The organism is Mesosutterella multiformis (assembly GCF_003402575.1).
Lineage (GTDB): Bacteria > Pseudomonadota > Gammaproteobacteria > Burkholderiales > Burkholderiaceae_F > Mesosutterella > Mesosutterella multiformis.
In genome coordinates this window covers 431,978-455,531 of sequence record NZ_BGZJ01000002.1, presented here as the reverse complement: position 1 = coordinate 455,531, position 23,554 = coordinate 431,978, and the positions used below count along the sequence as shown (strand labels likewise).

The 23,554-nt window shown below is 57.5% G+C and carries 16 protein-coding genes and 1 pseudogene; 11 read left to right on the top strand and 6 right to left on the bottom strand.

Going from position 1 to position 23,554, the window contains the following annotated elements:
- The first annotated feature begins 89 nt into the window (after nt 1-89).
- Nucleotides 90-1,850: a carboxylesterase family protein gene (locus M4NBBH2_RS10605; RefSeq protein ID WP_116270939.1), complete on the top strand. Its 1,761-nt coding sequence runs from the start codon at nt 90-92 to the stop codon at nt 1,848-1,850.
- A 276-nt stretch (nt 1,851-2,126) separates the two neighbouring features.
- Here the strand turns inward: M4NBBH2_RS10605 and M4NBBH2_RS10600 are convergent, their stop codons facing one another.
- The 3 genes from M4NBBH2_RS10600 to M4NBBH2_RS10590 form a co-directional block, all read right to left on the bottom strand.
- The gene (locus M4NBBH2_RS10600) at nt 2,127-2,810 is read right to left on the bottom strand and encodes a YczE/YyaS/YitT family protein (protein WP_116270938.1); all 684 of its coding nucleotides are present in this window, start codon (nt 2,808-2,810) and stop codon (nt 2,127-2,129) included.
- Between the two features lie 97 nt (nt 2,811-2,907).
- Nucleotides 2,908-3,207: a type 2 periplasmic-binding domain-containing protein gene (locus M4NBBH2_RS11720; protein WP_125064673.1), complete on the bottom strand. Its 300-nt coding sequence runs from the start codon at nt 3,205-3,207 to the stop codon at nt 2,908-2,910.
- 139 nt (nt 3,208-3,346) lie between these two features.
- Nucleotides 3,347-3,877 (bottom strand): LysR family transcriptional regulator, encoded by a 531-nt coding sequence (locus tag M4NBBH2_RS10590; protein WP_116270936.1) that lies wholly within the window; start codon nt 3,875-3,877, stop codon nt 3,347-3,349.
- A gap of 65 nt (nt 3,878-3,942) precedes the next feature.
- Between M4NBBH2_RS10590 and M4NBBH2_RS10585 the strand changes: the two genes are divergently transcribed.
- The 3 genes from M4NBBH2_RS10585 (at nt 3,943) to dsbI (ending at nt 7,253) form a co-directional block, all read left to right on the top strand.
- The gene (locus M4NBBH2_RS10585; RefSeq protein ID WP_116270935.1) at nt 3,943-5,715 is read left to right on the top strand and encodes an aryl-sulfate sulfotransferase; all 1,773 of its coding nucleotides are present in this window, start codon (nt 3,943-3,945) and stop codon (nt 5,713-5,715) included.
- 192 nt (nt 5,716-5,907) lie between these two features.
- Entirely contained in the window at nt 5,908-6,567 is a 660-nt protein-coding gene (locus tag M4NBBH2_RS10580; protein ID WP_116270934.1) for a thiol:disulfide interchange protein DsbA/DsbL, read from the top strand.
- A gap of 74 nt (nt 6,568-6,641) precedes the next feature.
- On the top strand, nt 6,642-7,253 hold the full coding sequence (gene dsbI, locus M4NBBH2_RS10575) for a protein-disulfide oxidoreductase DsbI (protein ID WP_202973754.1): 612 nt from the start codon (nt 6,642-6,644) through the stop codon (nt 7,251-7,253).
- A gap of 125 nt (nt 7,254-7,378) precedes the next feature.
- On the opposite strand, the gene M4NBBH2_RS10570 is transcribed toward dsbI, so the two are convergent.
- On the bottom strand, nt 7,379-8,866 hold the full coding sequence (locus M4NBBH2_RS10570; protein WP_116270933.1) for a lyase family protein: 1,488 nt from the start codon (nt 8,864-8,866) through the stop codon (nt 7,379-7,381).
- Nucleotides 8,867-9,058: 192 nt separating this feature from the next.
- Between M4NBBH2_RS10570 and M4NBBH2_RS10565 the strand changes: the two genes are divergently transcribed.
- The 7 genes and pseudogenes from M4NBBH2_RS10565 (at nt 9,059) to M4NBBH2_RS10530 (ending at nt 21,689) form a co-directional block, all read left to right on the top strand.
- Nucleotides 9,059-10,021, top strand: coding sequence for a LysR family transcriptional regulator (locus M4NBBH2_RS10565; protein WP_116270932.1), 963 nt, complete (start codon nt 9,059-9,061; stop codon nt 10,019-10,021).
- Nucleotides 10,022-10,200: 179 nt separating this feature from the next.
- Nucleotides 10,201-11,328 carry a porin gene (locus M4NBBH2_RS10560; RefSeq protein WP_116270931.1) on the top strand — a complete coding sequence of 376 codons (1,128 nt, stop codon included), beginning with the start codon at nt 10,201-10,203 and terminating at the stop codon, nt 11,326-11,328.
- 23 nt (nt 11,329-11,351) lie between these two features.
- A complete protein-coding gene (dcuC, locus tag M4NBBH2_RS10555) occupies nt 11,352-12,737 on the top strand; it encodes a C4-dicarboxylate transporter DcuC (RefSeq protein WP_116270930.1) in 1,386 nt (461 codons plus the stop codon).
- A 769-nt stretch (nt 12,738-13,506) separates the two neighbouring features.
- Complete coding sequence (locus M4NBBH2_RS10550; protein ID WP_116270929.1) at nt 13,507-13,758, top strand: hypothetical protein; 252 nt, start codon at nt 13,507-13,509, stop codon at nt 13,756-13,758.
- Between the two features lie 450 nt (nt 13,759-14,208).
- Nucleotides 14,209-17,825, top strand: a pseudogene (locus M4NBBH2_RS10545) (autotransporter outer membrane beta-barrel domain-containing protein).
- Between the two features lie 297 nt (nt 17,826-18,122).
- Nucleotides 18,123-19,091: a hypothetical protein gene (locus tag M4NBBH2_RS10535; protein WP_125064672.1), complete on the top strand. Its 969-nt coding sequence runs from the start codon at nt 18,123-18,125 to the stop codon at nt 19,089-19,091.
- Between the two features lie 12 nt (nt 19,092-19,103).
- Entirely contained in the window at nt 19,104-21,689 is a 2,586-nt protein-coding gene (locus M4NBBH2_RS10530) for an autotransporter outer membrane beta-barrel domain-containing protein (RefSeq protein ID WP_125064671.1), read from the top strand.
- A 156-nt stretch (nt 21,690-21,845) separates the two neighbouring features.
- Here M4NBBH2_RS10530 and M4NBBH2_RS10525 read toward each other — a convergent pair whose 3' ends face one another.
- The gene (locus tag M4NBBH2_RS10525) at nt 21,846-22,388 is read right to left on the bottom strand and encodes a glutathione peroxidase (RefSeq protein WP_116270924.1); all 543 of its coding nucleotides are present in this window, start codon (nt 22,386-22,388) and stop codon (nt 21,846-21,848) included.
- 368 nt (nt 22,389-22,756) lie between these two features.
- On the bottom strand, nt 22,757-23,533 hold the full coding sequence (gene pstB / locus M4NBBH2_RS10520) for a phosphate ABC transporter ATP-binding protein PstB (protein ID WP_238691419.1): 777 nt from the start codon (nt 23,531-23,533) through the stop codon (nt 22,757-22,759).
- Nucleotides 23,534-23,554 lie beyond the last annotated feature (21 nt).

The window sequence follows — 23,554 nt, the reverse complement described above, 5'->3', positions numbered from 1 at the left end:
CCGGAAGGTTTTTTATTGCCGGCGGATAATCCATTTCTCAAGGTTTCGAACGCATCCCGCTATCGGTTTTTGATCAGGATTTTCCCATTATGAAGCGACGCGCATTTCTTATTTCCGCCGCAGCGACACTGGCCGGTTTATCCGTGCCCGTGTTTTCGACTGTGCTCGGAAAGTGCTCGCTTCGCGGGGCGTTTCCGGATCGCGAGCTGACAGTCGATACGACTGAAGGCCCGGTGGTTGGGTCCCAGGCCGCCGGCCGGCGCGCCGAAGCCTATATCGGGATCCCGTACGCGAAGACGCCGGTCGGGGCGAAGCGCTGGAAAGCGCCGGAACCGCCCGCGGCGCGCGACCGCGTGCTCTTCCTCGGGAACCGCGCCCCCAAGGGAACCTCGGGGACGCCTCTTACGCTTTCCATCTGGCGGCCTGAGGGGAGCGCCTCAAACCTCCCCGTGGTGTTTACGCTTGAGGACGGGAAATACGATGGTGACGCGGATCACGCGTCGATCGACGGCGCGTCGCTTTCCGCGGCATTAAACGCCGTGGTCGTCGTCGCCCGGACTCGCCCCGGGCTCTTTGGCTTTGTGTCGCTTCCGGCGCTCCGCCACGGAACGAAACTCGAAAATTCCGGGAACTTCGCTCTCCTCGACGCCCGAAAGGCCCTCCTCTGGGTGAAAAAGAACATCGCGAAATTCGGCGGGAGCGCCGCGTCCGTGACCCTTGTCGGGACGTCCGGCGCGGGCCGCGACGTGATGGCCCTGATGGGGAGTCCAGTTTTTTCCGGGCTCTTCACCCGCGCGATCGTGATTTCCGGGGGCGGCGCGTTAACGAAACCTGACCCAGCCGCGAGAATCGACGCGGATAGCCTGGCGCGCCTCGCTTTTGAAGACCGTAAGGCCGGCACCGTGGGACTCGCGGCGAAGTGGATTGGGGCGGATAGCCCTGAAGTCCGCCATTGGCTTTCGACTCTTGAAACCTCCCGGATTCTCAATCTCACGCGCGGCGCTTCGATCCGTGACACCTCGTACCCGAGGCTCTTCGCGGACGGGGCGTTCCTGCCCGCGTCTGGCCTCGACCGTGCCGGTCCTCCGGATCCGAAGGCGTCGCGCGACTTCCCGGTGCTGCTCCTTTCCGGGGCGTCTGAAGCGAACGCTCTGGTGTCCCGCGACCCGTATTTCGCGGCCGCCCTGAAGGATTCGAGTCTCCTCACGAACCCCGCCTCTCAATCTGAATTCGCGTTCGCGTCCCGCTACGGGAGCAGTCTGATGCTGTGGGCGAACACCGCGGAAGCGGCGGACCGCGCGTACCGCTTCGGGAACCATCAGGTGTTCGCCGGAATTTTCCGCTGGGGGGATGATGAGGCGGTGGTCGGAGCCGCGGCGAAGGCGCTGCATGGGGCGGCGTCTGACGTGCCGTCCGCCTTTATCTTCGGACCCTCGAAAAACTTTGACGCCCGCTATGGCGGCGCGGTCCGGACTGCCGGAGGCCAGGAGCTCCTCTCGATCACCCGCTCTTACGTGAAGAACTTCATCCGCACCGGAAACCCGAACGGTGAAAACCTCGTCACCTGGGCCCCGTGGGGCGAAACCGGAAACGCGCTGGTGCTCGACGCCGATCGAACCAAGGCCTGGGCCGATACCGAAGCGTCCCGCGTCGATCTCGCGGCGACCTTCCGTCAGATGGATGACGATCAGACCGTGACCCCGGACGCGAAGGCAAAACTCATCTGGGATGTGCTCTCTGGCTACGCCTGGAGTCAGCCGCTCGAAGCGAAATTCGGCGTCCCGAATGATCTTTTCGCGGGCACCGTGCCGAAGTACGACACACCGGCTTCTGAGGACGACGCGGCATAAAGTCCCGGAAAGCGCGGAATTCCATCCGAGAGGGGCCTCCATTACGGACGCCCCTTTTTTATTTTTTACGGTTGGGAGAGGAGAGGGACCCGGCCCCGGTCTCTCAAAACAGGAACCGCCTGATTCTCAGGGCGGTTAAACCCAGAAAACCAGGCGGTTGGGACACAGCCGACTGCACACAAGAAAGCCGGCTGCTCGGGATCTATTCTAGCGGGTGAGCCGAGTGTTTTGGGGCGGCTCACGCCTTTACGGACGGGGCTTCAGACGATTTTCGCTTCACGCCATCGCCTTTTCTTCCGCGACCCGAGGTTCCGGGGCCTTCGGCATCGGCCAGAGTTTCAGGAACTGTTTCGCGAAAAGCCCGACGCAGAGCGCCGAGACAAACGTTCCCTCGCGGACCCCGATGATGCCGCCTGTGAAGATGAGAGCCACGATGCACGCGATGATCACAAGCGACCAGTCGTTCACGACTTTCATGGTCCCAAACGGGTGACGGAAGAAAACGGACTCCGCGAGCACAATGCCTTCTCCCGGCTGCACGATCGTCCGCGAATGGATCTGCATCACGATTCCAAGCGCCAGAATGGCGTTCCCGAGGAAACTCACGATAAACCGCGGGATGTAGCCTGACGGCATTACGGCGGCGGCCGGCGTCATCGTGAAATCGATAAACGCGCTGAACACAAAGACCACCGGCACCTGAAAGCACATGAAGGCGTGGAAGACGCCGCGTTTCTTCAGGAGCAGCCACTCAATCACGAAGAACACGACATTCACGATAAAGGTCGTGGTGCCGAAGGTGAGCCCCGTGAGCCCGGTGATGGTGTAGGGGAGGGAACTGATCGGGGTGGTCCCGAGATGCGTCTGCGTAATCAAAGAAATGCCGGACGCGGCGACAAACATGCCGAGCGCGAGAAGCGCCCAGCGCTTCCCGTAATCAATTAACTTTTCTGAATTCAACCTCTTTCTCCGATTTATCCGTGCGGGATCCAGCAGGACACCCGCGCGAACCTGACCATTCTAAGAGGGTCAGAGAAGGCCGTCGGCCAATCTCAGCTTATGAGTCCTTTGAAATGTTTTTGGCCCAGTCTTTGATCAGCCCTCTGAACCAGACGGCGGAAGGGTCATCATGGATCGCCTGCGACCAGACGAGAGAAAGCCAGGGATTGTCAGTTTCTGAAGGCGGAATCTGAACGCAGGAGAGCCAAGGAACCAGCTTGATCAGATACTGAGCGCCTGTAAAACCGCAGATTGCCAGCGCATCGGTTTCCTTCAGGACGCCGAGTGCCGTGGCAATGCTGTAAACACGGAGCATGGCGGAGTCCTGAATGGATTCCGCAAGGAGTCCGGAATCCATGCTTGGGAAGTCTCGCTCCTCAAATCGGCTGACAGATACCGTCGGATGTTTTTTCAGAATCTGCGGCCAGTGTTCGGGCGTTTCTCGCAGTTCGGAGAGTGAGGGATGATCTGCCCGGCAGAGGATGACCCGCTTCAGCTCAAAAAGCGGAGTGGAGCCCATCAGGAATCGTTCCTGAAGGCATAAAGGCGAAATCGAGGTCCCGATTCAAAAGCGCCTGTCCGAGTTTCGGATACTCGCCCCGGAACACCAGTCTGACGTGCGGAGCTTCTATTTCGAGACGCTTTACAAGTTCGGCGAGAAGAGATTCCGTCGCGATTGAAAAGCTGGAAATCCGGAAGGTTCTTGTCGACTCCGCTGGATCAAAAGGAATTCCGGCCCGAAGACTTTTGATTTCAGCCACGATGGGTCGGAGACGGTCCCCGAGATTAATCGCGAAATCGGTTGGTTGCAGCCTTCCGCTGACAACCACGAACAGCGGATCGTTGAAATGAACGCGGAGTTTATCGAGCATCCGCGATGCTCCTGATACCGAAAGATCAAACCGCTCGGCAGCCGCGCTGAGGCTTTCCCCCTTCTCCAGCAGATCCAGCAGAAATTCCAGTGCCCAGAATTTGAAGGGGTCGTTTGTTTGCAAGATCTGAAACCTCCGTGTACCAGCTTCTGCCATTGAGTCAATAGAATTAGGTCGCCAGAATTAGTTCATACACATTCTGTATCACTGGAGAGTTTACGATGAAACTGAAAACCCTGACAATTGTGGCTTGCATGGTGACGGCCTCGTTTGCCTGTTTGTCGACTGCACAGGCAGCGGATGACGCCAATAAAAATCCAACATTTACAAAGTACGCACCATGGAAGGGCCAGGGGCAGCTGGGTTCCGTTTACGTTAACCCGTATGGGAATACGCCCCTCACAGCGATTATTGATCGAGGCAGTAAAAACATTACTGGGGTTGTCGTTACGGTACACGGAAAAGGTGCGAAGGGTGTCACGATTTCCTATCCCGTCTCAGACAAGGCCGTTATGAATCATGACGGCATTCCGGTGTTCGGTCTTTACGCGGACACCCTGAATCAGGTGACCGTGAGCTATAAGCTCGATGGCAAGCCTGTTACCGAAAACTACCGGATCCAGACAAGCGGTATTGATTTTCCGGTCGCTGATATGAGCATCCGTCCCCATCCTGAGGCAGAGGTGGTCGTGAATACTGGCAAGATGAATGGGAGCCTCTACCTCATCAACTCGCTGGGACAGATGCCGAACGCGAACGAAATCATCTGGGCCCGAGGCGGCGCTGCGCAGTATAACAGCGTGCCGGTCAATGTGATTTTCGATACAAACGGTGATATCCGCTGGGTTCTGAAGCCGGACGCTTTCACGAATTACGATTTCCGCAATCTTGATCGCCGCGGCAACATGATGGCAGTCACCCAGGTGAAGGACGGGGATTTGATTTTCGCGCAGGGACTCAGGCACTTCAAGATGGATCTGGTGGGTCTCGTGAAGCGTGATCAGCGGCTTCCGAGAGGCTACATCGACTATTCCCATGACCAGATTCAGATGCCGAACGGCGACCTCCTGCTTCGTGTCGGCAAGAGAAACTACAAGCGTCCGGATGGCGTCGTTGTCAATACGATCCGCGATCAGATCATTGAAGTGAATGCCGATGGGGATCTGGTGGATGAATGGAATCTCCCCGAGATTCTGGATCCTCTTCGCGATAACCTTCTTCGCGCTCTTGACCAGGGAGCGGTCTGCATTGAGATTGATCCGAAGAAGGCCGGTCAGACCGCGGAGGCCCGTCCCGATGCTCCGCTTATGGACATTCCCGGTATCGAAGTCGGCCGCAACTGGGCCCACGTGAATTCGATTGAGTACGATCCGAAGGATGACTCCATCATCCTCTCCATCCGACATCAGGGCGTCATCAAGATCGGCCGCGATAAGCAGGTGAAATGGATTCTCGGCACGCCTGCGGGGTGGTCCGCGAAGTTCAAGGACAAAGTCCTGAAACCGGTGGACAGCCACGGCAAGGCGCTTACCTGCGATAACGCCGGGTGTGAAAACACCGACTTCGACTGGCCGTGGATGCAGCACGCCGCAAGTCTGACCTCGCGCGGCACACTCATCGTTTTTGATAACGGTGATGCCCGTCACCTCGAACAGCCTGCCCTCCCGACTATGAAATATTCCCGCGGTGTGGAGTATCGGATCAATGAAAAGGACATGACAGTCCAGCAGGTCTGGGAATACGGGAAAGACCGGGGATTCGCTTGGTACGCGCCGGTCACCGGAAATATCCGTTACGACGGATCGAAGGACGTCATGCAGATCTTCGCTTCGTCGACTGGCATTTTCGATAAGTCGAAGAAGGCCATCGAATCGACCTTTGATGTCATTGACTACAAGACAAAGAAGATCGAGCTCGAGATGAAGATCAAGATGATGGGGAAGAAGAACATGCCCTATCGCGCTGAAAAGATTGATCCGAAGATCGCTTTCTGACGCTCCCTCAGACTGATTCATCGGAGACCGCCTCTCGCGCTTCCCGCTGACCGATCCCGGTCTCCGATCCAACCCTAAACCAATGAGGAATTTCCCCGGCACTGACCAGGCTCTGTTTTTGTCAGGCCGGCGGGACATTCCGAAAAGAAACCCCGCGGAGCAACTGCTCCGCGTTCACTGGAGTCATTCATCATGCAACGCCGTACTCTTTTCTCTGCTGCCTTTGCCGCTGCCGCCTCTTTCTCCCTTCCCGCTCTCGCCGACAATTTCAAGGAAGGCACGGATTATGTCCGTCTCAGCAAGCCGATCGCCAGCCGCAAAAATAATGTGATCAAGGTCTTCTCTTACGACTGCCCGTTCTGCTACCGCTATGACATCGGTGTGGATCCCAAAGCGATCCCGATGATTGAGAAAATGGGGATGACCTTTGAGCCGCGCCATCTCGAAACCAAGGGCAAGTATGGCCGCACAGCCTCTGAATTTTTCGCAATGTGCATTCTTCGTGACCAAAAGGCCGGAAGGAGTCTTGAGGCCAAGGATTCTCTTTTCAAGAAGGCAAAGGACGCTGTCTACCACGCTTATCACCGGAAGGGAGAACGCTGGACCAAGGGCGAAGCCGCCTTTATCGAAACCCTCACAGGATCCACGGGGATCAGCGCGGATGAATTCGCCAAGGAAAGAAAGACTGCCGCTGTGCAGAATCTCGTGAATTCCTGGAAGTCCGTCTATGACGTGGCAAAGATTCAGGGCATCCCGGCTTACGTCGTGAACGGGAAGTGGCTCATCATGACAAAGAGCATTCAGAGCATTGATGGATTCGTCGCCCTGATTCAGAAGCTCTCCAAGATGTAAGGGGAGGAGCTGATATGAAATGGTTCAATCAGCTGCGGCAGGATCCTATCGGGACGATTGCCGACTGGTAGGATATGCGGTGGCCCTGGATTCTGATGGCAGCGGTCTGTGTGCTTCTCGTCCTGGTGGCCCACTACATGTTCCAGGTGTGGCTCTATATGGCCCCTTGTGAACAGTGCGTGTACATCCGGTTCGGTTTTCTTGTGATGGCGATCGGCGGACTGCTCTGTGCCATCAATCCGAAGAATCTGATCCTGAAGGTGCTGGGATACGTTTTTGCTTTTGCCGGCGCGATCTACGGTCTGAAGTGCTCGGTGAAGCTTGCTGCTATCCATCACGCCATTCATAGTGACGATCCGACCGCGATGTTCGGCATGCAGGGCTGCTCAACCGCCCCTCATTATCCGTTTGATCTTCCGCTCGCACAGTGGGCGCCGGATTGGTTTAAGCCGACGGGTGACTGCGGGTACGACCTCGCGGTGGTACCGGATGGAGTCCAGCTCTCGAGCCTGCAGCAGTGGTTTATCGATATGTATAACAGCTCGGATTCCTGGTACCTAATTCCGAAGTGGAAGTTCCTCAGCATGGCGCAGTGCTGTGAGCTGGCCTTCGGTTTCATGTTCCTAGTGCTGGTCATCATGGCAGTGTGCTTTGTCTGGAAACGCTTTATCCGCAAGGCAGCCTGAGAAACCATAAACAGTCAGGTGTAAAAATGGGCAGTTCCTTCCCCGGCTATCTCTCCTCGGGTTTAGGAACTGCCGATTCTTCTACGGATTCCGACGGATCTGAAAGAGAAGGCGGAATGCTGGGGTCAGTCTTCCAGAGCCTTGAACGCTGAATTGAGCTTGATTTCCGCGTCGCGGAGGAGCTTCACTTTCGACTCCAGCCATGCGGTATCGGTCTCGAGCGACTGTTCCGCCGCTTTGAAGAGTCGATCGAGCTCGGGCTTCTGCGGGCCGCCCTCGGACCGCCGGGCTTCCACGATCGATTTCGGGTCGAGAAGCGACCGGAACGCGGATTCCGTGAACGGGAAGTTGGACGGAATATGCGAGAGTCCTTCTTTCTTCACCATCGTTTCGTAGAGCGACTTCGCGTCTTCATACGGAAGCGTAATCGGCGTGTACTCATGCGCTCTCGCGAACGTCACGAGCTCTGACGAATAGTGGTGCCCTTCCCGGAACGGGATCCCGAACTCCTGCATCATCACGTCCGCGATATTCTGGCTCGCGGTCCAGTCGAGATTCAGTTCCTCGAGCGCCCGGTCGGGGTTCACCTTCAGAAGCCCGATCACTTTTCCGAACGCGTCAAAGACCGACGCCGCGTCAGAAAGCAGTGTCGCGTTGCTTCGCTGATCCTTCGCGTCGTACATCCCGGGCGCGAGGTCGTGGGCCCGGAAGATGATGCCCGAGATTTCGCCGAGCACTTCGTTCGCGTCGCGGCGCACATCGATCAGGGCGCCGGGGTTCCGTTTCTGTGGCATCGCGGTGGAAGCGTAAGTGGCGGAGACAAGGATCCAGGGACGCGGCTGCGCGTACTGCGTCATCACGTCCTGAATGAACTGCGTCACGTGAAGGAGCGGCTCGACGAGCTTCAGCTCCGCTTCAATCGCGACGTCCGTCCCCGCGATCTGCCCCGCGTCGTACGCGTTATCAATGATCCCTTCAAACCCGAGAAGCTTTGCCATCCCGTGACGGTTGAGCGGCCAGGGGGTGCCGTTAAGCACGGTGGTCCCCATGGGGGAGAGATTGAGACGCGCCCAGAATTCCTTCAGGTTCTCGATATCGCGGCGGAACCCCTCAAGGTGCCCGAGCCAGGTGTGGCCGAGGCTGTTCGGCTGCGCCGCGACCCCGTTTGTGTAGCAGGGGGCGATGGTGTCCCGGTTCTGATCGGCAAGTGTGAGGAGCGCGGATCGCGCGGCGTTCAGATTCCGGATAATCCGCACGATCTGATCGCGGATCATCGCGCGCTGAAACGTGGCATGCATGTCCTGGGACGAGCGCCCGGCGTGAATGAGGGTCACCTCGATCCCAGCCTCCTTGATAAGGAGCGGTTCGTAGCGCACATACATCTTCGGGCGCGGATTCCCGGGGGTGTTCCCGGTTTCGATTACCCGCTCCTGCGCCTTGCACCAGGTACCGACCGACTTTCGGTCGAGGAGCCCCGCCGCGGTATTCGTCACAAAGGTGGCTTTATTGATTTCGGAGAGCCAATAAAACTCGTCCCGCGGGGGTGTCCCGCTCCAGGGCTCCAGATCCGCTTTCTTTCCGGCTTCGCCGACTGACGGTACGCCAAGCGCCATGCTGTGTTCTCCTTCTCCAAAAATTCACGATGTCTCACACCGGGTCTTTCCGCCCGGGTTTGAGGACAGTATGGAGAAGATTTGTTTTGTCTTCTATGACAAGTATTGCAAAAAGAATTTGCTTTTTTCTACAATCAAGGCCATCCGCCGGACACTTGCCCGGCCTGAAGCGGACGGAAAAGGACTTCCCCGATGAAACGCGATCTCAATCTTGAAAGCTGGAAAGTGTTTGCCGCGGTGGCGCGGACCGGAAGCATTACGGAAACAAGCGCGGAGCTTGAGATGGACGCCCCAAGCATCAGCCGCATTGTGTCGGGGCTTGAGAAGTCGCTTGGCGGCATTTCGCTCTTTGACCGGAGCTCGCTCCCGCTCACTTTGACGGACAACGGCCGCTTCGCGCTGGAGTACGCGACAAAGATGATCACGCTTCACGATCAGCTGGTGACGGGCCTTGCCGCGAACACCGACGCGATGTCGGGGGTGCTCCGGGTCGGCGTGCCGCCCGCGCTCCTTCAGGGGTTCCTGATGCCGTTTTTTGTCTCATTCGGCCGCCGGTACCCGGAGATTCAGCTTGAGGTGAGCGAGTATCTCGGCGGGATTCCGATTGATTTCTCATACCCCGCGGGGTCGCTCGATGTCGTGATGTCATACGGCCCGGACCCCACGCACTCGAACTTCGTCCAGATCCGGTACGGAGACGCCGGATTCATCTGCTGCGCGTCACCCACCTACATCGCCCGCTACGGAATGCCGAAGACGCCTGAGGATCTCGCGGACCATGTGGGGATCCGGTTTAAGAGCCCGCTCAGACTCGGCACCGTGGGGCAGCAGCTGATGCGGGGGAGCGAACACCGAGCGGTGCGCTTTAAGCGGGATATCGTCTTCAGTTCGGCACTCTCCGCGAAGTCCGCGACGCTGATCGGCGCCGGTATCGCTCCGGATCTCGGAGACCTTCACTGCTACCGGGAACTCGCTAAAGGAGAACTGATCCCCGTGCTCCGCGACTGGAGTTATCCGCGTCAGGCCTGCTACATCTACACGCGGCCCGACCTCGTGAAACTGAAGCGCGTCCGTACGTTTATCGACGAGTACCGCGCGAATGTGGAGCCGCTCCTCGCCGAATGCGCCGAAGTGATCCGGAATGTGATGGAGTAGGGCGGGAATCGGGCGTCCGTTCACCGTTCTGTGCGGTTTTGTTCTTTTTTACAAAGAAACTTTAATCCGATTGCCATTGTTGCAAAGCGGAAAATCCTCGATCCTTAAGAGCATCCGGACTAGGTCGTTCGGAAGAGAAAAACGATTCTTCAGCTACCCAGAAATAAGGAGAGAGTTTTATGAACCGCACTGCGCTCACCGCGGCGTTCGCTGCCGCCGCTTCTGCCGCTTTCGTGTCCGCCCCGGCGCTTGCCGCGCCGAGTGTCACGCTTTATGGCCTCGTTGATATGGGGCTTTCCGTTTCCCGGTCGTCCGGCGACGCGTCGAACGCGAATGACGGAAAGGCTCTTTTCCAGCTGAAGAGCGGGCAGAGAAACGGCTCCCGCTTCGGCCTGAAAGGCGTTGAGGATCTTGGGAGCGGCAATAAAGTCGGCTTTATTCTCGAGGATCAGTTCAAAGCGGACGACGGCACGCTCCAAGACTCGAGCTTCTGGGCCCGAGAGTCTTCCCTCTGGGTGTCCGGGCGGTATGGCCGTGTGACGGTCGGCAAGGTGGGGCAGCTGAAGAGCCCGGTCGGGTCCACCGCGCTCGCGGGCACCGCCATGTATCCCTTCGGGACGCTGATGAGTAACTTTATCGGGGGTCTTAAGTACATCACGACGGGGAATTACCTCACGGTCGATAACTCCGTCACCTACGTGTCCCCGAACTACCGCGGCTTCACGTTCCACGCGCAGTATTCATTCGCGATGTCGGGTCAGGAAGGCACCGGAATGAACGACAAGGACCGCATGATGGCGGCCGCCGTCCGCTATAAGCAGGGCGCGCTCACCGCGCTCGCGCTTGCTGACATGATTCATCTGAATACGGCGGATTCGAAGCTTTATGACGATCCCTGGACCGTGAACCTCGCCGCGAACTACGACTTCGGCTTTATCAAGCCCTATATCTTCGCGCAGTACTTTAAGCACAGCGCCTTTAATACGGTGGGTTCCGACTATCAGACCCGGATCAGCTCAGGCACCGGGAAGAAATACAACGGTTTCAGCGTCCTCGCCGCGGTCCAGTGGCCGATTTTCGGCGGCAAAGCGAAGGTCGGCGCGGGCTACGCGAAGGGTGAGGGGGATGGCTCGAACACGACAGACGTCGTCCGCTATTCCGCCCACGTGGGCTACGACTACGCGCTCTCCAAACGCACCGACCTCTACGCGGACCTCGGCTGGGTCCGCCAGGATCTGAAGAACACCCTCGACCGCTCGAACCTCACCGGCACGGAACTCTCTGCCGGCATCGTTCACCGTTTCTGATTTCCATTCGGAGGTAACTCGTCATGCATGACATCATGCCGTATCTCGCGCTTCTCGTCGTGATTCTGACTGGCGTCGGAATCGTGAAGAAGCTGCAGGTGAATATTCTTCTGCTTTTCGCCGGCATCGCCCTTAACCTCATCGCGATTCTCGGGGGCGTCACCGATCTGATGCCGAAGGGCGCCCACGGCACCGGCTTTATCGGTTTTGACCTCTTCGGGCTCCTCTCCGCGCTTTCCCGCCATCAGGCGGCGACGACCGGTTTCATCATTCTCGTCGCGGGCGGCTTCGCGGCCTATATGGATCAGATCGGGGCGACGGATAAGCTCGTCGCCGTGTGCCTCAAACCCCTTCAGCGGCTCCGGAATCCGTACCTCATCATGGGCGCGGTTTTTATCCTCGGAAACTTCCTCGGGCTCGTGGTGACCTCCGCCGCGGGCATGGCGATGCTGCTCGCGGTGTCGGTCTACCCGCTGCTTATCGGTATCGGGATTTCCGGGGTCGCCGCGGCCGCCGTGATCGGCAGTGTCCTCGTGATCAGCTACGCGCCGAGTTCCGCGATCGCGGTGCTTTCCGCTCACACCGCGGGTGTCGACCCGATGACGTACCTGATTCAGTATCAGCTGCCGGTCGCGATCCCCGCGATTCTTGTCACCGCTGTGGTCCACGTGATTGTCCAGAATTACCTCGATAAGCGGGATAAGGCGACCGGGTCGCTCCTCTCGATCGACCCGAAGGTGGTTGAGGAGAAGACCCGCCGCGCGGCGAACCTCCCCGGGTACTACGCGCTCCTCCCGCTCGTGCCGCTTGTCCTTCTCTTCATCTTTAACAAGATGGTCTATAAGACCGTGGTGCTCGATGTCGCGATTGCGATGTTCATCGGCTGGGTGTTCGGGATCCTCGTCGACCTCCTGCACCGCCGGAACCTCCAGGCGTGCTTCCAGGACGGTTTCGCGATGTTCAAAGGCATGGGCCACATGATGCAGAGCGTGGTGGGTCTTATCTTTGTCGCGGCGCTGTTCGCGGACGGTCTAAAGAACGCGGGTCTTGTGGGCCTCATGATTGACGCCGCAAAGTCCGCGGGGTTCGGAATGATGGGCACGGGTCTCGTGCTTTCCGCCGTGATCGGCATTGTGACGGTGCTCACGGGGTCTGGTGTCGCGTCCTTCACGGGACTCGTCCCGATCGCGCCGACCGTGGCAGCTGGGTTCGGCGGCGACCCCACGGTGCTCGCCATGATGCTGCAGCTCGCAAGTGAATTCCTCCGCCCGGTGTCGCCTGTCGCTGGAGTGATCATTATTGTCGCGGGCTTTGCCGGGGTGTCGCCGCTCGCCGTGGTTCGCCGCACCTGGATCCCGTGCTTCGCGGGGCTCATTGTGGCGCTTGCCGCAACCGTGATTCTCTTCTGAGGGTCAGAACACGATCCAGATCCTTTGGAGTCTGAAGCGGATTCCCTGGACATGAAACTCTTCTGAATGTGGAATCCGCTTCCTTTTCTCTTCCTGCCGGGGCTCACGCCCCGGCTTTTTTTGTCCCGGTGGGGAGAGAGGCGGTTTTCGTCCTTCCATTTCTCTTTACTCTTTTCCGATCTTTTGACGGCGGATCATCGCAGATCCCGGCTGATTGATGATTTTTATCAAAGAGACGCTTTCAGGCTCCGGGCGATTACGGTAAACTCAGGCGGCTGTTAACTGCCCCGTTTCGGTTTTCTGCCGTAAAGGGATCAGACCCGAAGTTTCCGGTTCTGACGGAAAACGCCTGATTTCCCCCATAAGACCTAGTAATTAAGCCTGCGTTGAAAATCAGTATCGGCCCATTCCCGTTGTTTGATTGATTGACATCTTTAGTTAACTTGTTCTGTTAACTCCTGTCAACTTTTATCGTTTGTGAAACACAAATAAAAGTCTTTCGAGATCTTTTGTTAGTAAGGGCTTATACCATATATGGTCGTCTGGTATTGAAAAACAGGAAGATTGGAAAATAATGCAATAAAAGAATGTTTATTTTCGTGTCGATGACACCGCTTCGAAGTTATGAAATATTGTCAAGCAGGATGACATATTTCAAAATTTGTGAAGCAAAAGTCACCCCTCCGGAACGCAGACCGGGGGGAGGCTGTCAGAAGGTGTCAGCGTTCATGAAAAACAAAGCCAGATAGATAAAAAGAACGAGAAAACCATGAGACACACAGATACCATCAGGCTGTCTCAAAAGACAGCCGCTGCCGCGCCTCCCGCGGCGGCTTCAGGCTCCACCCGGCTTACCGGGTTCCAGGAGATCCTTGCTGACACGGTCGATGCCGCGTCGCTGATCTCCGGCGGCAGCCCCGCCCCCATCCTTTCCTCCCTTCGCCCTGGTGCCCGGACTTTCGGCACCTACATCGCGGCGAAATCCCGTTTCCGGGCCAGGCGGCTGAGGCTTTTCCCTTGAAGAAGCCCCAGGACCGGCGGTCTTTCCCAATCCTCATGGCAGAAAAATATCCGCAGTGGGTCTTTTCACTACGGATTTGTCATTAAGGGTTTTGGGAACGTTTTTCTTCAGTTGTCTCAATCTGTAGCGTAAAAGCAACAAATTAATGGGGTTTGCTACCCAAAAATCATTACAAGATATTACAAATGAATTGCTATTTGATAATTTCGAATTGAAATTTGTAATTATTTACGCAATTTTTACGCGCCTCGGATCTTTAAGAATTCCGAACATTTCGGAGAACGCGGTGTTTCGCGGATCGGGGTTCTGAGAGTCCCTCGCGCGGGGCGGATTGACTGACTTGCAGGCCTTTTAACCATTTCCCGGTGTCAGCGCGGTTTACCGGCACGGGAACAGAAATCGGATCAGGTTCTTGACAGAACCGATCCTTACTTATAAGAGAGGCAGACCATGACAGAGCAGAAACCGTACGCAAAAAGACAGGCAGTCGCGCTTGCCGTTGCTGCGGCGCTCCTCGCCGCTTCAGGCGCGGCGGCCGCGGATCAGGTGAATTACGATCGGATCACCGAATCTATCGATAGTCCCACGACCGACGCGGTTGTGACATACACAGATCAGACTGCTGACACTTTTGTCACACAGCCTCCGGTGATGCCCGAGGATCGCGATGCTCAGGCGACCGGCATGACGCTGACACTTAATTCCCTCACCGTTACCAATGAGACGACGGAAGGCTACTCCACTTCCGGCTCGCGTAATGGCCTTGGAATCACCACTAACGGAGGATTTGTGGGGACCTCCGCCTGGAAAGATCCGTCAACGGGCGGCGTACATCTGGCTATCACAGGTGACGTGTCCGTTACCGCGCGGGGGAACGCCCTTCAGGTATCGAATAACAACAATATCGACGGCACAATCGGCGGCAATCTGACCGTGAAAACAACGCCTGGTGGCGGTGGAGTGGGGCTCTATGCATCTGCGGGAGAGCACGACGCGACCATTGACCGTGGCATTCTCCTCACGCTTAATGGCGGCGAAGCCTCAATTACTACGGATGGTTTCGGTATCGAGACGGATTCGTCGTCCGCTACAGTGAAAATTGAGGGGGCTTCCAAGACCACGATTTCTTCTACATACGTCGCCATCGCTAACTACGCAGGTGAAGTGGATATTTTCGGCTCCGGGAAGGGCGGCGCGGGCGGCAGTGTGGTTGTTGAAAGCACGGGAGTGGGCACTCCTTATGCCGTTATGTCAATGGGTAGCGGAATGGTTGCCCTTCAGGCCGGGAGCGTGAAGGTTCAAAACCTTAATCAAACTTCTGACGCCGTCGCCGCTATAGGTGGCAATGTTGTCCTGACCTCTCTAGACGCGAATGGAACTGGGGTTCAGGTATACAGTAACGCGCCCGCCTCAGATAATCTCAATGCGCAGGTTCCCACTATCTATGCGGGGCAAAAGGGCGGTGTTACGATCCAGGCGCAGAACAGCCCGATCGAGGTCCTCAATCAGGCGGGCGGTCAGGTAATTACGACCAGCGGGGAGAGCAGCGTTGCCATTAACCCCTCGCAGATGGCTACTGGCGTCCGGGTGAACGGCAATGTCACCAATGATGACAAAAGCAGTGTCGGTATTTATGAAACCGGAACGGGTTCTTACCTGAAGGCGGATAAGATCACCACTACGGCTTCGAGCTCAACCTACGTTGTGCTGCATGGCGACGCGGCTTACACGTCGCTCAGCGGCGGGACTTCGGAAGCGACGGTCGACGGGCAAGAGAGCTACCTGGTGATTCAGGGGGCTGATACGGGGAAGGCGCTCGCGAATGTGACCACAACCCAGGGTGCCTTATCCGGTCTTTCCTTTGCGGGCAATTCGACTCTGACCGGTAATCTGAATTCTTTTGGGATCGCGCCCGGGTATGAATCGAAAGACGACGATATGACCCGGAGCTGCATCACGCTGTCGCTCTATGAGAACAGCGCCTATAAAGGCACGTCGACCGTGACGGATGGCGGTCATATTTACGGAACCTTCTCAGGCGCTGCCACGATGGAAGGCGATGTGAATGTTTCAGGCCGGTCATCAGGGGATATTCCGTCAACCTGGAATTTCAATGGCAGCGGCACAGGATCCTTTACCGGCAACATGAGTCTCTCTGACGGCGCCATGGCTGAGCTCTGGGTGACCGATACGGTGAAGGCTGACGGCGACTTTACCGCGAAAGACGATAAAACGCTGCTCTATCTGATGGGGTCGGGTGAAAGCGTCCTCACGGGTAATGTTGACGCGTCTGCCGGCGCGACGGCAGCGGTCTACCTCGGGGACACAGCGATCCTGAATGGTGATGTGACGGCCACCGGAACGGGCACCAAAGTGACGGAAGTGTTTTACCCCGGCACCACGGTGAACGGGGATCTCACGTCGTCTGACAGCGCCGCGGTGACAACGCAGCTCGGCGGTACCTGGAACGGCACATCGACGATCTCTGGCGGCACGACGGATCTGGAATTCACGGACGCGTCCGCGGTGTGGAATATCGCCGCGAATTCTGAAGTCACGAGTCTCAAGCAGTCTTCCGGCACGATCAATTTCCCGGCGGCTCCCTCGACCGGCTTCACGGGCACCACGCTTACGATTGACGGCGATTACTCCGCTGACGGCGGTACCGTGAACATGAGCACGGTGCTCCAGGGTGACACGTCGCCGCACGACAAGATCGTCGTGAACGGGAACACGTCCGGCACCGCGAACCTCGTGTTCACGAAGGTGTCGGGGTACGGCAGCCAAACGATTGAAGGCATCAAGGTGGTCCAGGTGGCGGGGACCTCTGACGCGGTCTTCACGAAGCCGGACTCGAATCGCCTCACGGCCGGTGCCTATATCTACGATTTGAAGAAGGTCGGTAACGACTGGTACCTCACGAGCGAGCGGGATCCGAACGCCAAAACGGTTATGCTTCCGCACACATACTCCAATACCACGGACAATCCGTCCGTGACACCGACCGATGATCTGTCCAATAATTCGGCGTCTGGCGATGATGTGCTGCCGGATGTGCTGCCGGCGACCGACCCCACTGATCCGACCACGCACATCGTGAAGCCGGAGCTCGGGAGCTACGCCGCGAACCTCTATGGGTCGAACACGCTCTTCACGATGTCGCTTTACGACCGCCTTGGCGAGACGCGGTACTCAGACGCTCTGAAATCCCAGAAGAAGTCCGGGAACGTCTGGATCCGGATGCAGGGCGAAAGAACCATACCAACATGTACGACGATCAGCTGACGAACCGCGGCACGTATGGAATCGTGCAGGTGGGCGGCGACCTCGTCACGTGGCCCGGTTCCGGTGACCACCGGTTCCATGTGGGTCTCATGGGCGGCTATGCGCATCAGAGCACGAAGACCCGGTCAAGCGACATCGGGCTCACGTCGAAGGGGAAGCTTTCCGGCTATTCGGCCGGCTTCTACGCGACCTACATGAATGACAAGCCGGAAGCGACAGGGCCTTACGCCGACCTCTGGGTGCTCTATCAGCACTTCACGGATAAGGTGAATCCGAGCAACGCGAGTGAGGAAAGTTACCACTCGAAAGGCTGGACCGGTTCTCTTGAAGCAGGCTACACGTTTGGTCTGAAGGACTGGGTGAGCGCGAGCGGTACGCAGAACGCGACCCGCCTCCAGCTCCAGGCTCAGGTGATCCGCATGGGGGTCCGCGCCGATGAACATATCGACGCCGAAAACTTCACGGTTCAGGGAACCGGTGCCGGGAACGTCCGCACCCGCATCGGCGCGACCGCGTACCACCTCTTCACGAACCCGAAGACTGGACGCGCGATCAAGCCTTATCTCACCCTCAACTGGTACCACGACACGAAGAACTTCGGGGTTGTGTATGACGGCGTGAAGGACCGGATCGAAGGAACGCGGAACTTCGGCGAAGTGAAGTTCGGGATCGAAGGGAAGGTCTCTAAGAACGTCAACCTCTGGGGTGCGGCCCTTTACCAGGCTGGTTCTCACAGCTACTGGAACGCCGGTGCCTTTATCGGGGCAAAGGTGCTCTTCTGACCTGAGAAGAGGGCAGGGTGTCTGGTGCCCCGGCTGCCCGGTCCTCTTCAGAAAAGGAGGCGCTTCGGTGATTTCGATCGACGCCTCCTTTATGACATCCATCAGTCTTCCGGCCAAAGAGCGGTCAGTTCCGCGATGTTTTCCGATTCTGAACCGGCCGCGCGGTTTCATTCAGCGCGGATGAATGGCTGAGAGATCAAAACCGTGAATCCGTTTCAGACAGCCATCTGAACGGAGACTGAGAAAAGGATTCCATTGATTTCAGAAACGGATTCCGAAAAACAGAGGAAAAAGACCATGAGACACGCAGAAACCATCATACTGACTGGGAAAGCCGTGACCGCGGCGGTCGCTGCCGCGCTTCTCGCGATGGCGTCAGGCGCGGGCGCGGAAACTCTCACGCGGATATCCACATCAATAAATGAGCCAGACACGGATATTGAGATTCACTACACCAGTGATACACCCGCCTCCGATGTGATCCACGCCCCGGTCGAACCGGGAGCGGAGGGCGGCATCACGGTGACCGCGAAATCTCTCACCATCACGGATGATGGCACCTCCGATTATCTGTATCAGACTTACAGCGGTATCGCCACAAACAGCGCTTACCCGGGGTCTGACATTACGCTTAATATCGCGGGTGATCTGTCTGTCACGGTCCCGAGAGTCGCGATCAAAACGAGTTACGGTTCTTCCGTGACCGCGACGATCGGGGGAGATCTGACGCTGACAACCTCGGATGGCAATGGTTCGACGATCCAAGCTACTGATACTGGAGAACACGGATCAGATGATGCCACAGCAGGATCCAATGTGACCCTGAAGCTGAATGGCGGGAAGGCGGTGATCCAGTCCCTCGCGGGAGCTCCTTCCGGGAACGCGATTGACCTTGAGTCTGCCCCCTCTGTGCTCAGGATAGAGGGGGCTTCCGAAACCGTCATCTCTTCCATGGCGTATGGAATTTACGTTAATGAAGGAAGAGTTGAAGTATCCGGTTCAGGCGAGAACGGAAGTGAAGGCAGTATCTCTGTGGTTTCGCACGGTATCGGGACCGCGGGAATTTATACGTACGGAGGGTCTGTAACGCTTCAGGCCGGCAGCGTCAAAGTCTGGGGGGATGGCGAAGAGAATGATGCTATGGAAACGAAGGGCGGTGGTTCCATATATGCCTTTGGCGGTTCTGTCCACATCACATCACTCGACCCCAACGGAACTGGCGTTCAGCTGCTGAGCTTCAATGGTAATCAATACCCTAACGGATAAATTCCGGTGATCATGACGATGGATGACGGCAGCGGGAATGCCGGTTCCGTCACGATCGAGGCCAGAAATAGCCCAATCGAGATACTGAATGACGCCGATCTGTCCTCCATTATGGCCATGGGCGGCAATGTCTCGGTCAACAGCGGTCAGATGGCGACAAGCGTCAAGGTAAACGGAGACATCACGGCGAGCCAGGCGAGCTACGTGGGGATTTATGAAACCGGCACCGGCTCATATCTCAAAGCGAATAACGTGAAGAGCGAAGGCGGGAGTTCTGTCGCGATCACGCTTCACGGCGACGCGGTGATGGGACCGATCGCCGCGGACCAGGACAAAACCAGCGTGGTGTCGCAGGATTTCCGGAGTTTTGTCGTGGTTCAGGCACAGGACACGGCGTCAGTGACCGCGGACTTTACGTCTTCCGGAGGCGCGTCCACGTCGCTTTCGCTTGCCGGGAACTCGACCCTGACCGGCGATCTTCATGCGACCGGCATCGCGCCGGATCACGAGTCGGATCAGAACGACAACTACCGAAGCCTTATTACGTTTACTTTCACCGAAAATTCAACATATACCGGTGACTCAACAGTCGAGGATGGCGGTCATATCTACGGCGTCTTCGAAGCGGCTTCCGCTATGAAGGGGAACATCACCGTTACCGGCCAGTCCTCAGGCGGCGTTCCCTCAACGTTCAGCATGAATGGCAGCGGCACCGCATCCTACACAGGAAATATGAATGTGTCAGGCGGCGCGTTAGGCGAGATCGCGGTCAGTGATTCGGCGACCGCGACAGGCGACTACACGGTGAAAGACGCGAATTCCATACTTTACCGGGTCGCTGAGGATGAAGGCGTAATCAATGGAACAACGACGGCGTCCGCGGGCGGCACCGCCGGGCTTTTCCTCATGGGTTCCGCGGTCCTGAATGGCGATGTGTCGGGGACCGGCTCTGGCACCAAGGTGATTGAGTCCTTTGAACCGGGCACTACGGTGAACGGGAATCTTACCTCTTCAAACGGCGCGGCGGTCACTACGTCGCTCGGCGGCACCTGGAACGGCACCTCAACGCTTTCCGGCGGCACAACGGATCTGGAATTCACGGACGCGTCCGCGGTCTGGAATATGGCGGCGGCGTCCGAAGTCACGACCCTCAAGCAGTCGTCCGGCACGATCAACTTCCCGGCGGCCGCGTCGACCGGCTTCACGAGTACTACGCTCACGATAGACGGCGATTATTCGGCTGACGGCGGTACCGTGAACATGAGCACTGTGCTTCAGGGTGACGCGTCGGCGCATGACGAAATCACCGTGAACGGAAACACCTCCGGCACCGCGAACCTCGTTTTTACCAAGGTGTCCGGCTGGGGAAGCCAGACGGTTGACGGCATCAAGGTGGTCCAGGTGGCGGGAACGTCTGACGCGGTCTTCACGAAACCGGAATCGAACCGCCTTACGGCCGGCGCTTATATCTATGAGCTGAAGAAGATCGGAAGCGACTGGTACCTCACGAGTCAGCGGGATCCGGACGCCGCGAAGATCATTCTTCCGAAAACGATTGACGATCCCGATCCGGTCCAGCCGGATGTCATTCCGGCAGTGGATCCGACGGACCCGGCCGTTCACTATGTGAAGCCTGAACTCGGAAGCTACGCCGCGAATATGCTCGCGTCGAACACGCTCTTCACGATGTCGCTTTATGACAGGCTGGGTGAAACGCGGTACTCGGACGCACTGAAGAGCCAGAAGAAGTCCGGAAACGTCTGGATCCGGATGCAGGGCGGGAAGAACCACACCACCATGTATGACGATCAGCTGACAAACCGCGGCACGTATGGTGTCGTGAAGGTGGGCGGCGACCTCGTCACGTGGCCGGGTTCCGGCGACCACCGGTTCCATGTCGGTCTCATGGGCGGCTACGCGCATCAGAGCACGAAGACCCGGTCAAGCGACATCGGGCTCACGTCGAAGGGGAAACTCTCCGGCTATTCGGCCGGCTTCTACGCGACCTACATGAATGACAAGCCTGAAGCGACAGGTCCGTACGCGGATCTCTGGATGATTTACCAGCACTTCACGGATAAGGTCCACGCGAGCAGCGCGGCGGAAGAAGAGTATCACACGAAAGGCTGGACCGGTTCTCTTGAAGCGGGCTACACGTTTGGGCTTAAGGATTGGGTGAGCGCGAGCGGCACGCAGAACGCGACGCGGCTCCAGCTGCAGGCTCAGGTTATCCGCATGGGAGTCCGAGCCGATGAACATGTCGACGCCGAAAACTTCACCGTTCAGGGAACCGGTGCCGGGAACGTCCGTACGAGAATCGGCGCGACCGCGTACCACCTCTTCACGAACCCGAAGACCGGCCGCGCGATCAAGCCGTACCTCACCCTCAACTGGTACCACGACACGAAGAACTTCGGGGTTGTGTATGACGGCGTGAAGGACCGGATCGAAGGAACGCGGAACTTCGGCGAAGTGAAGTTCGGGATCGAAGGGAAGGTCTCTAAGAACGTCAACCTCTGGGGCGCGGCGCTCTATCAGGCCGGCTCCCACAGCTACTGGAACGCCGGGGCGTTTGTCGGCGCGAAGATCCTCTTCTGAGAGTGGAAAAGCGGGTTCCGGGCTGAGCCCCGGAGCCCGGCATCTCAAGCTTCATGGCGCAAAAAAGGGGAACCGGTTGATTAGTCCGGTTCCCCGTCCTTTCCCGGTTAACGGGAAGGTCCCACCACAGAGATCTTTCTTACTTCAAGCCGCGCTTCAGAGCAGCTTCTCAATTTCAGGCGCGATCGCGGAAGGCACCGTCGTCGGCTCAAACCGATCCACGACGTTCCCCTCGCGGTCGATCAGGAACTTCGTGAAGTTCCATTTGATACCGTCCCCTTCGAGATACTCGGGGAACTTTTCTTTAAGAACCCCTTCGAGGATCTTCGCGATCGGATGGCTTTCATCAAACCCCTTGAAGCCCTTCTGTGACGTCAGCCACTTAAAGAGCGGCTGGGCGTTTTCACCCCGGACGTCACCCTTTCCGAATACCTGGAACGTCACCCCGTAATTCAGCTGGCAGAACTCATGGATTTCGGCGTCCGTCCCCGGATCCTGCTCCGCGAACTGGTTGCAGGGGAAACCGAGCACTTCAAGACCCCGGTCCTTGTACTTCAGGTAGAGGTCTTCGAGCTCCTTGAATTGCGGCGTGAAACCGCATTTGCTCGCGGTGTTCACGATGAGAAGGACTTTCCCTTCGTAGTCGCGGAGCGACTTTTCACCCTTCGGGGTTTTGCCGCTGAAGTCATAGACGTTCATGCTCAATTCCTTTTCACATAGACGGAGCGGCAGGGGAGGCGGGAAGAGAGGGGTTTCCCGGGCAGCTCCTCCGCCGCTCCGCGAGGAGTATCTGTCCACTGTTAATATCGATTATAGGCGTCGGTTTAAATAATGCGAGGCTTTTTTATTGTTGCAATTTCAATTGTTTAAGCATTATTTAAGAATCGGTTTTATTCGTTTTATGAGTGACTTTTGATACACGGAAAAACGCACCGGGACGCCCGGAAAATGGGGAAAGAAGGGGTTCTGACCGGTCCCCGAAACGAGGAACCCGGAAGGACTCGCGTCCTTCCGGGTTCCAGGGCCGCACTCCTGCGGCAGGGCTCCTCTCAGCCGAAACCGGTTGACTAGCCGAAGCGGCCGCTCACGTAGTCATCCGTTTCCTTCTGGCGCGGATGATTGAAGACCTGGTTCGTCTCGCCGTACTCGACGAGGCGTCCGAGGTACATGTAAGCGGTGTAGTCCGAGCAGCGCATAGCCTGCTGCATGTTATGAGTAACGATCGCGACCGTGTAGTCACGCTTCAGTTCCGTCACGAGCTCCTCAATCTTCATCGTGGAGATCGGGTCGAGGGCGGAGCAGGGCTCATCCATCAGCAGCACTTCAGGCTTCACGGCAATGGCGCGCGCGATGCAGAGACGCTGCTGCTGACCGCCGGAGAGACCGTAGCCGCTCTGATCAAGCTTATCCTTCACTTCGTCCCAGAGGGCCGCCTTCGTGAGCGCCCACTCAATACGCTCATCCATGTCTTTCTTCGAGAGCTTTTCGAAGAGGTTCACGCCGAACGCGATGTTGTCATAGATGCTCATCGGGAACGGGGTCGGCTTCTGGAACACCATGCCGACGCGGGCGCGGATAAGCGCCGGGGGCGTCTTCGTGGTGAGGAGGTTTTCACCATCCAGCATCACTTCGCCTTCCGCCCGCTGACCCGGGTACATGCGGTACATGAGGTTGAAGATACGAAGGAGCGTCGACTTGCCGCAGCCGGACGGTCCGATGAAGGCCGTCACTTTGTTCGCCATGATCGGCATCGATACGTCGTGGATCGCGTGGAAACCGCCGTACCAGAAGTTGACGTTATTCACGGCAATCTTCACTTCTTCCTCGTCCACTTCGCCCGGCATCGCGGGGGGAACCATAGTCTG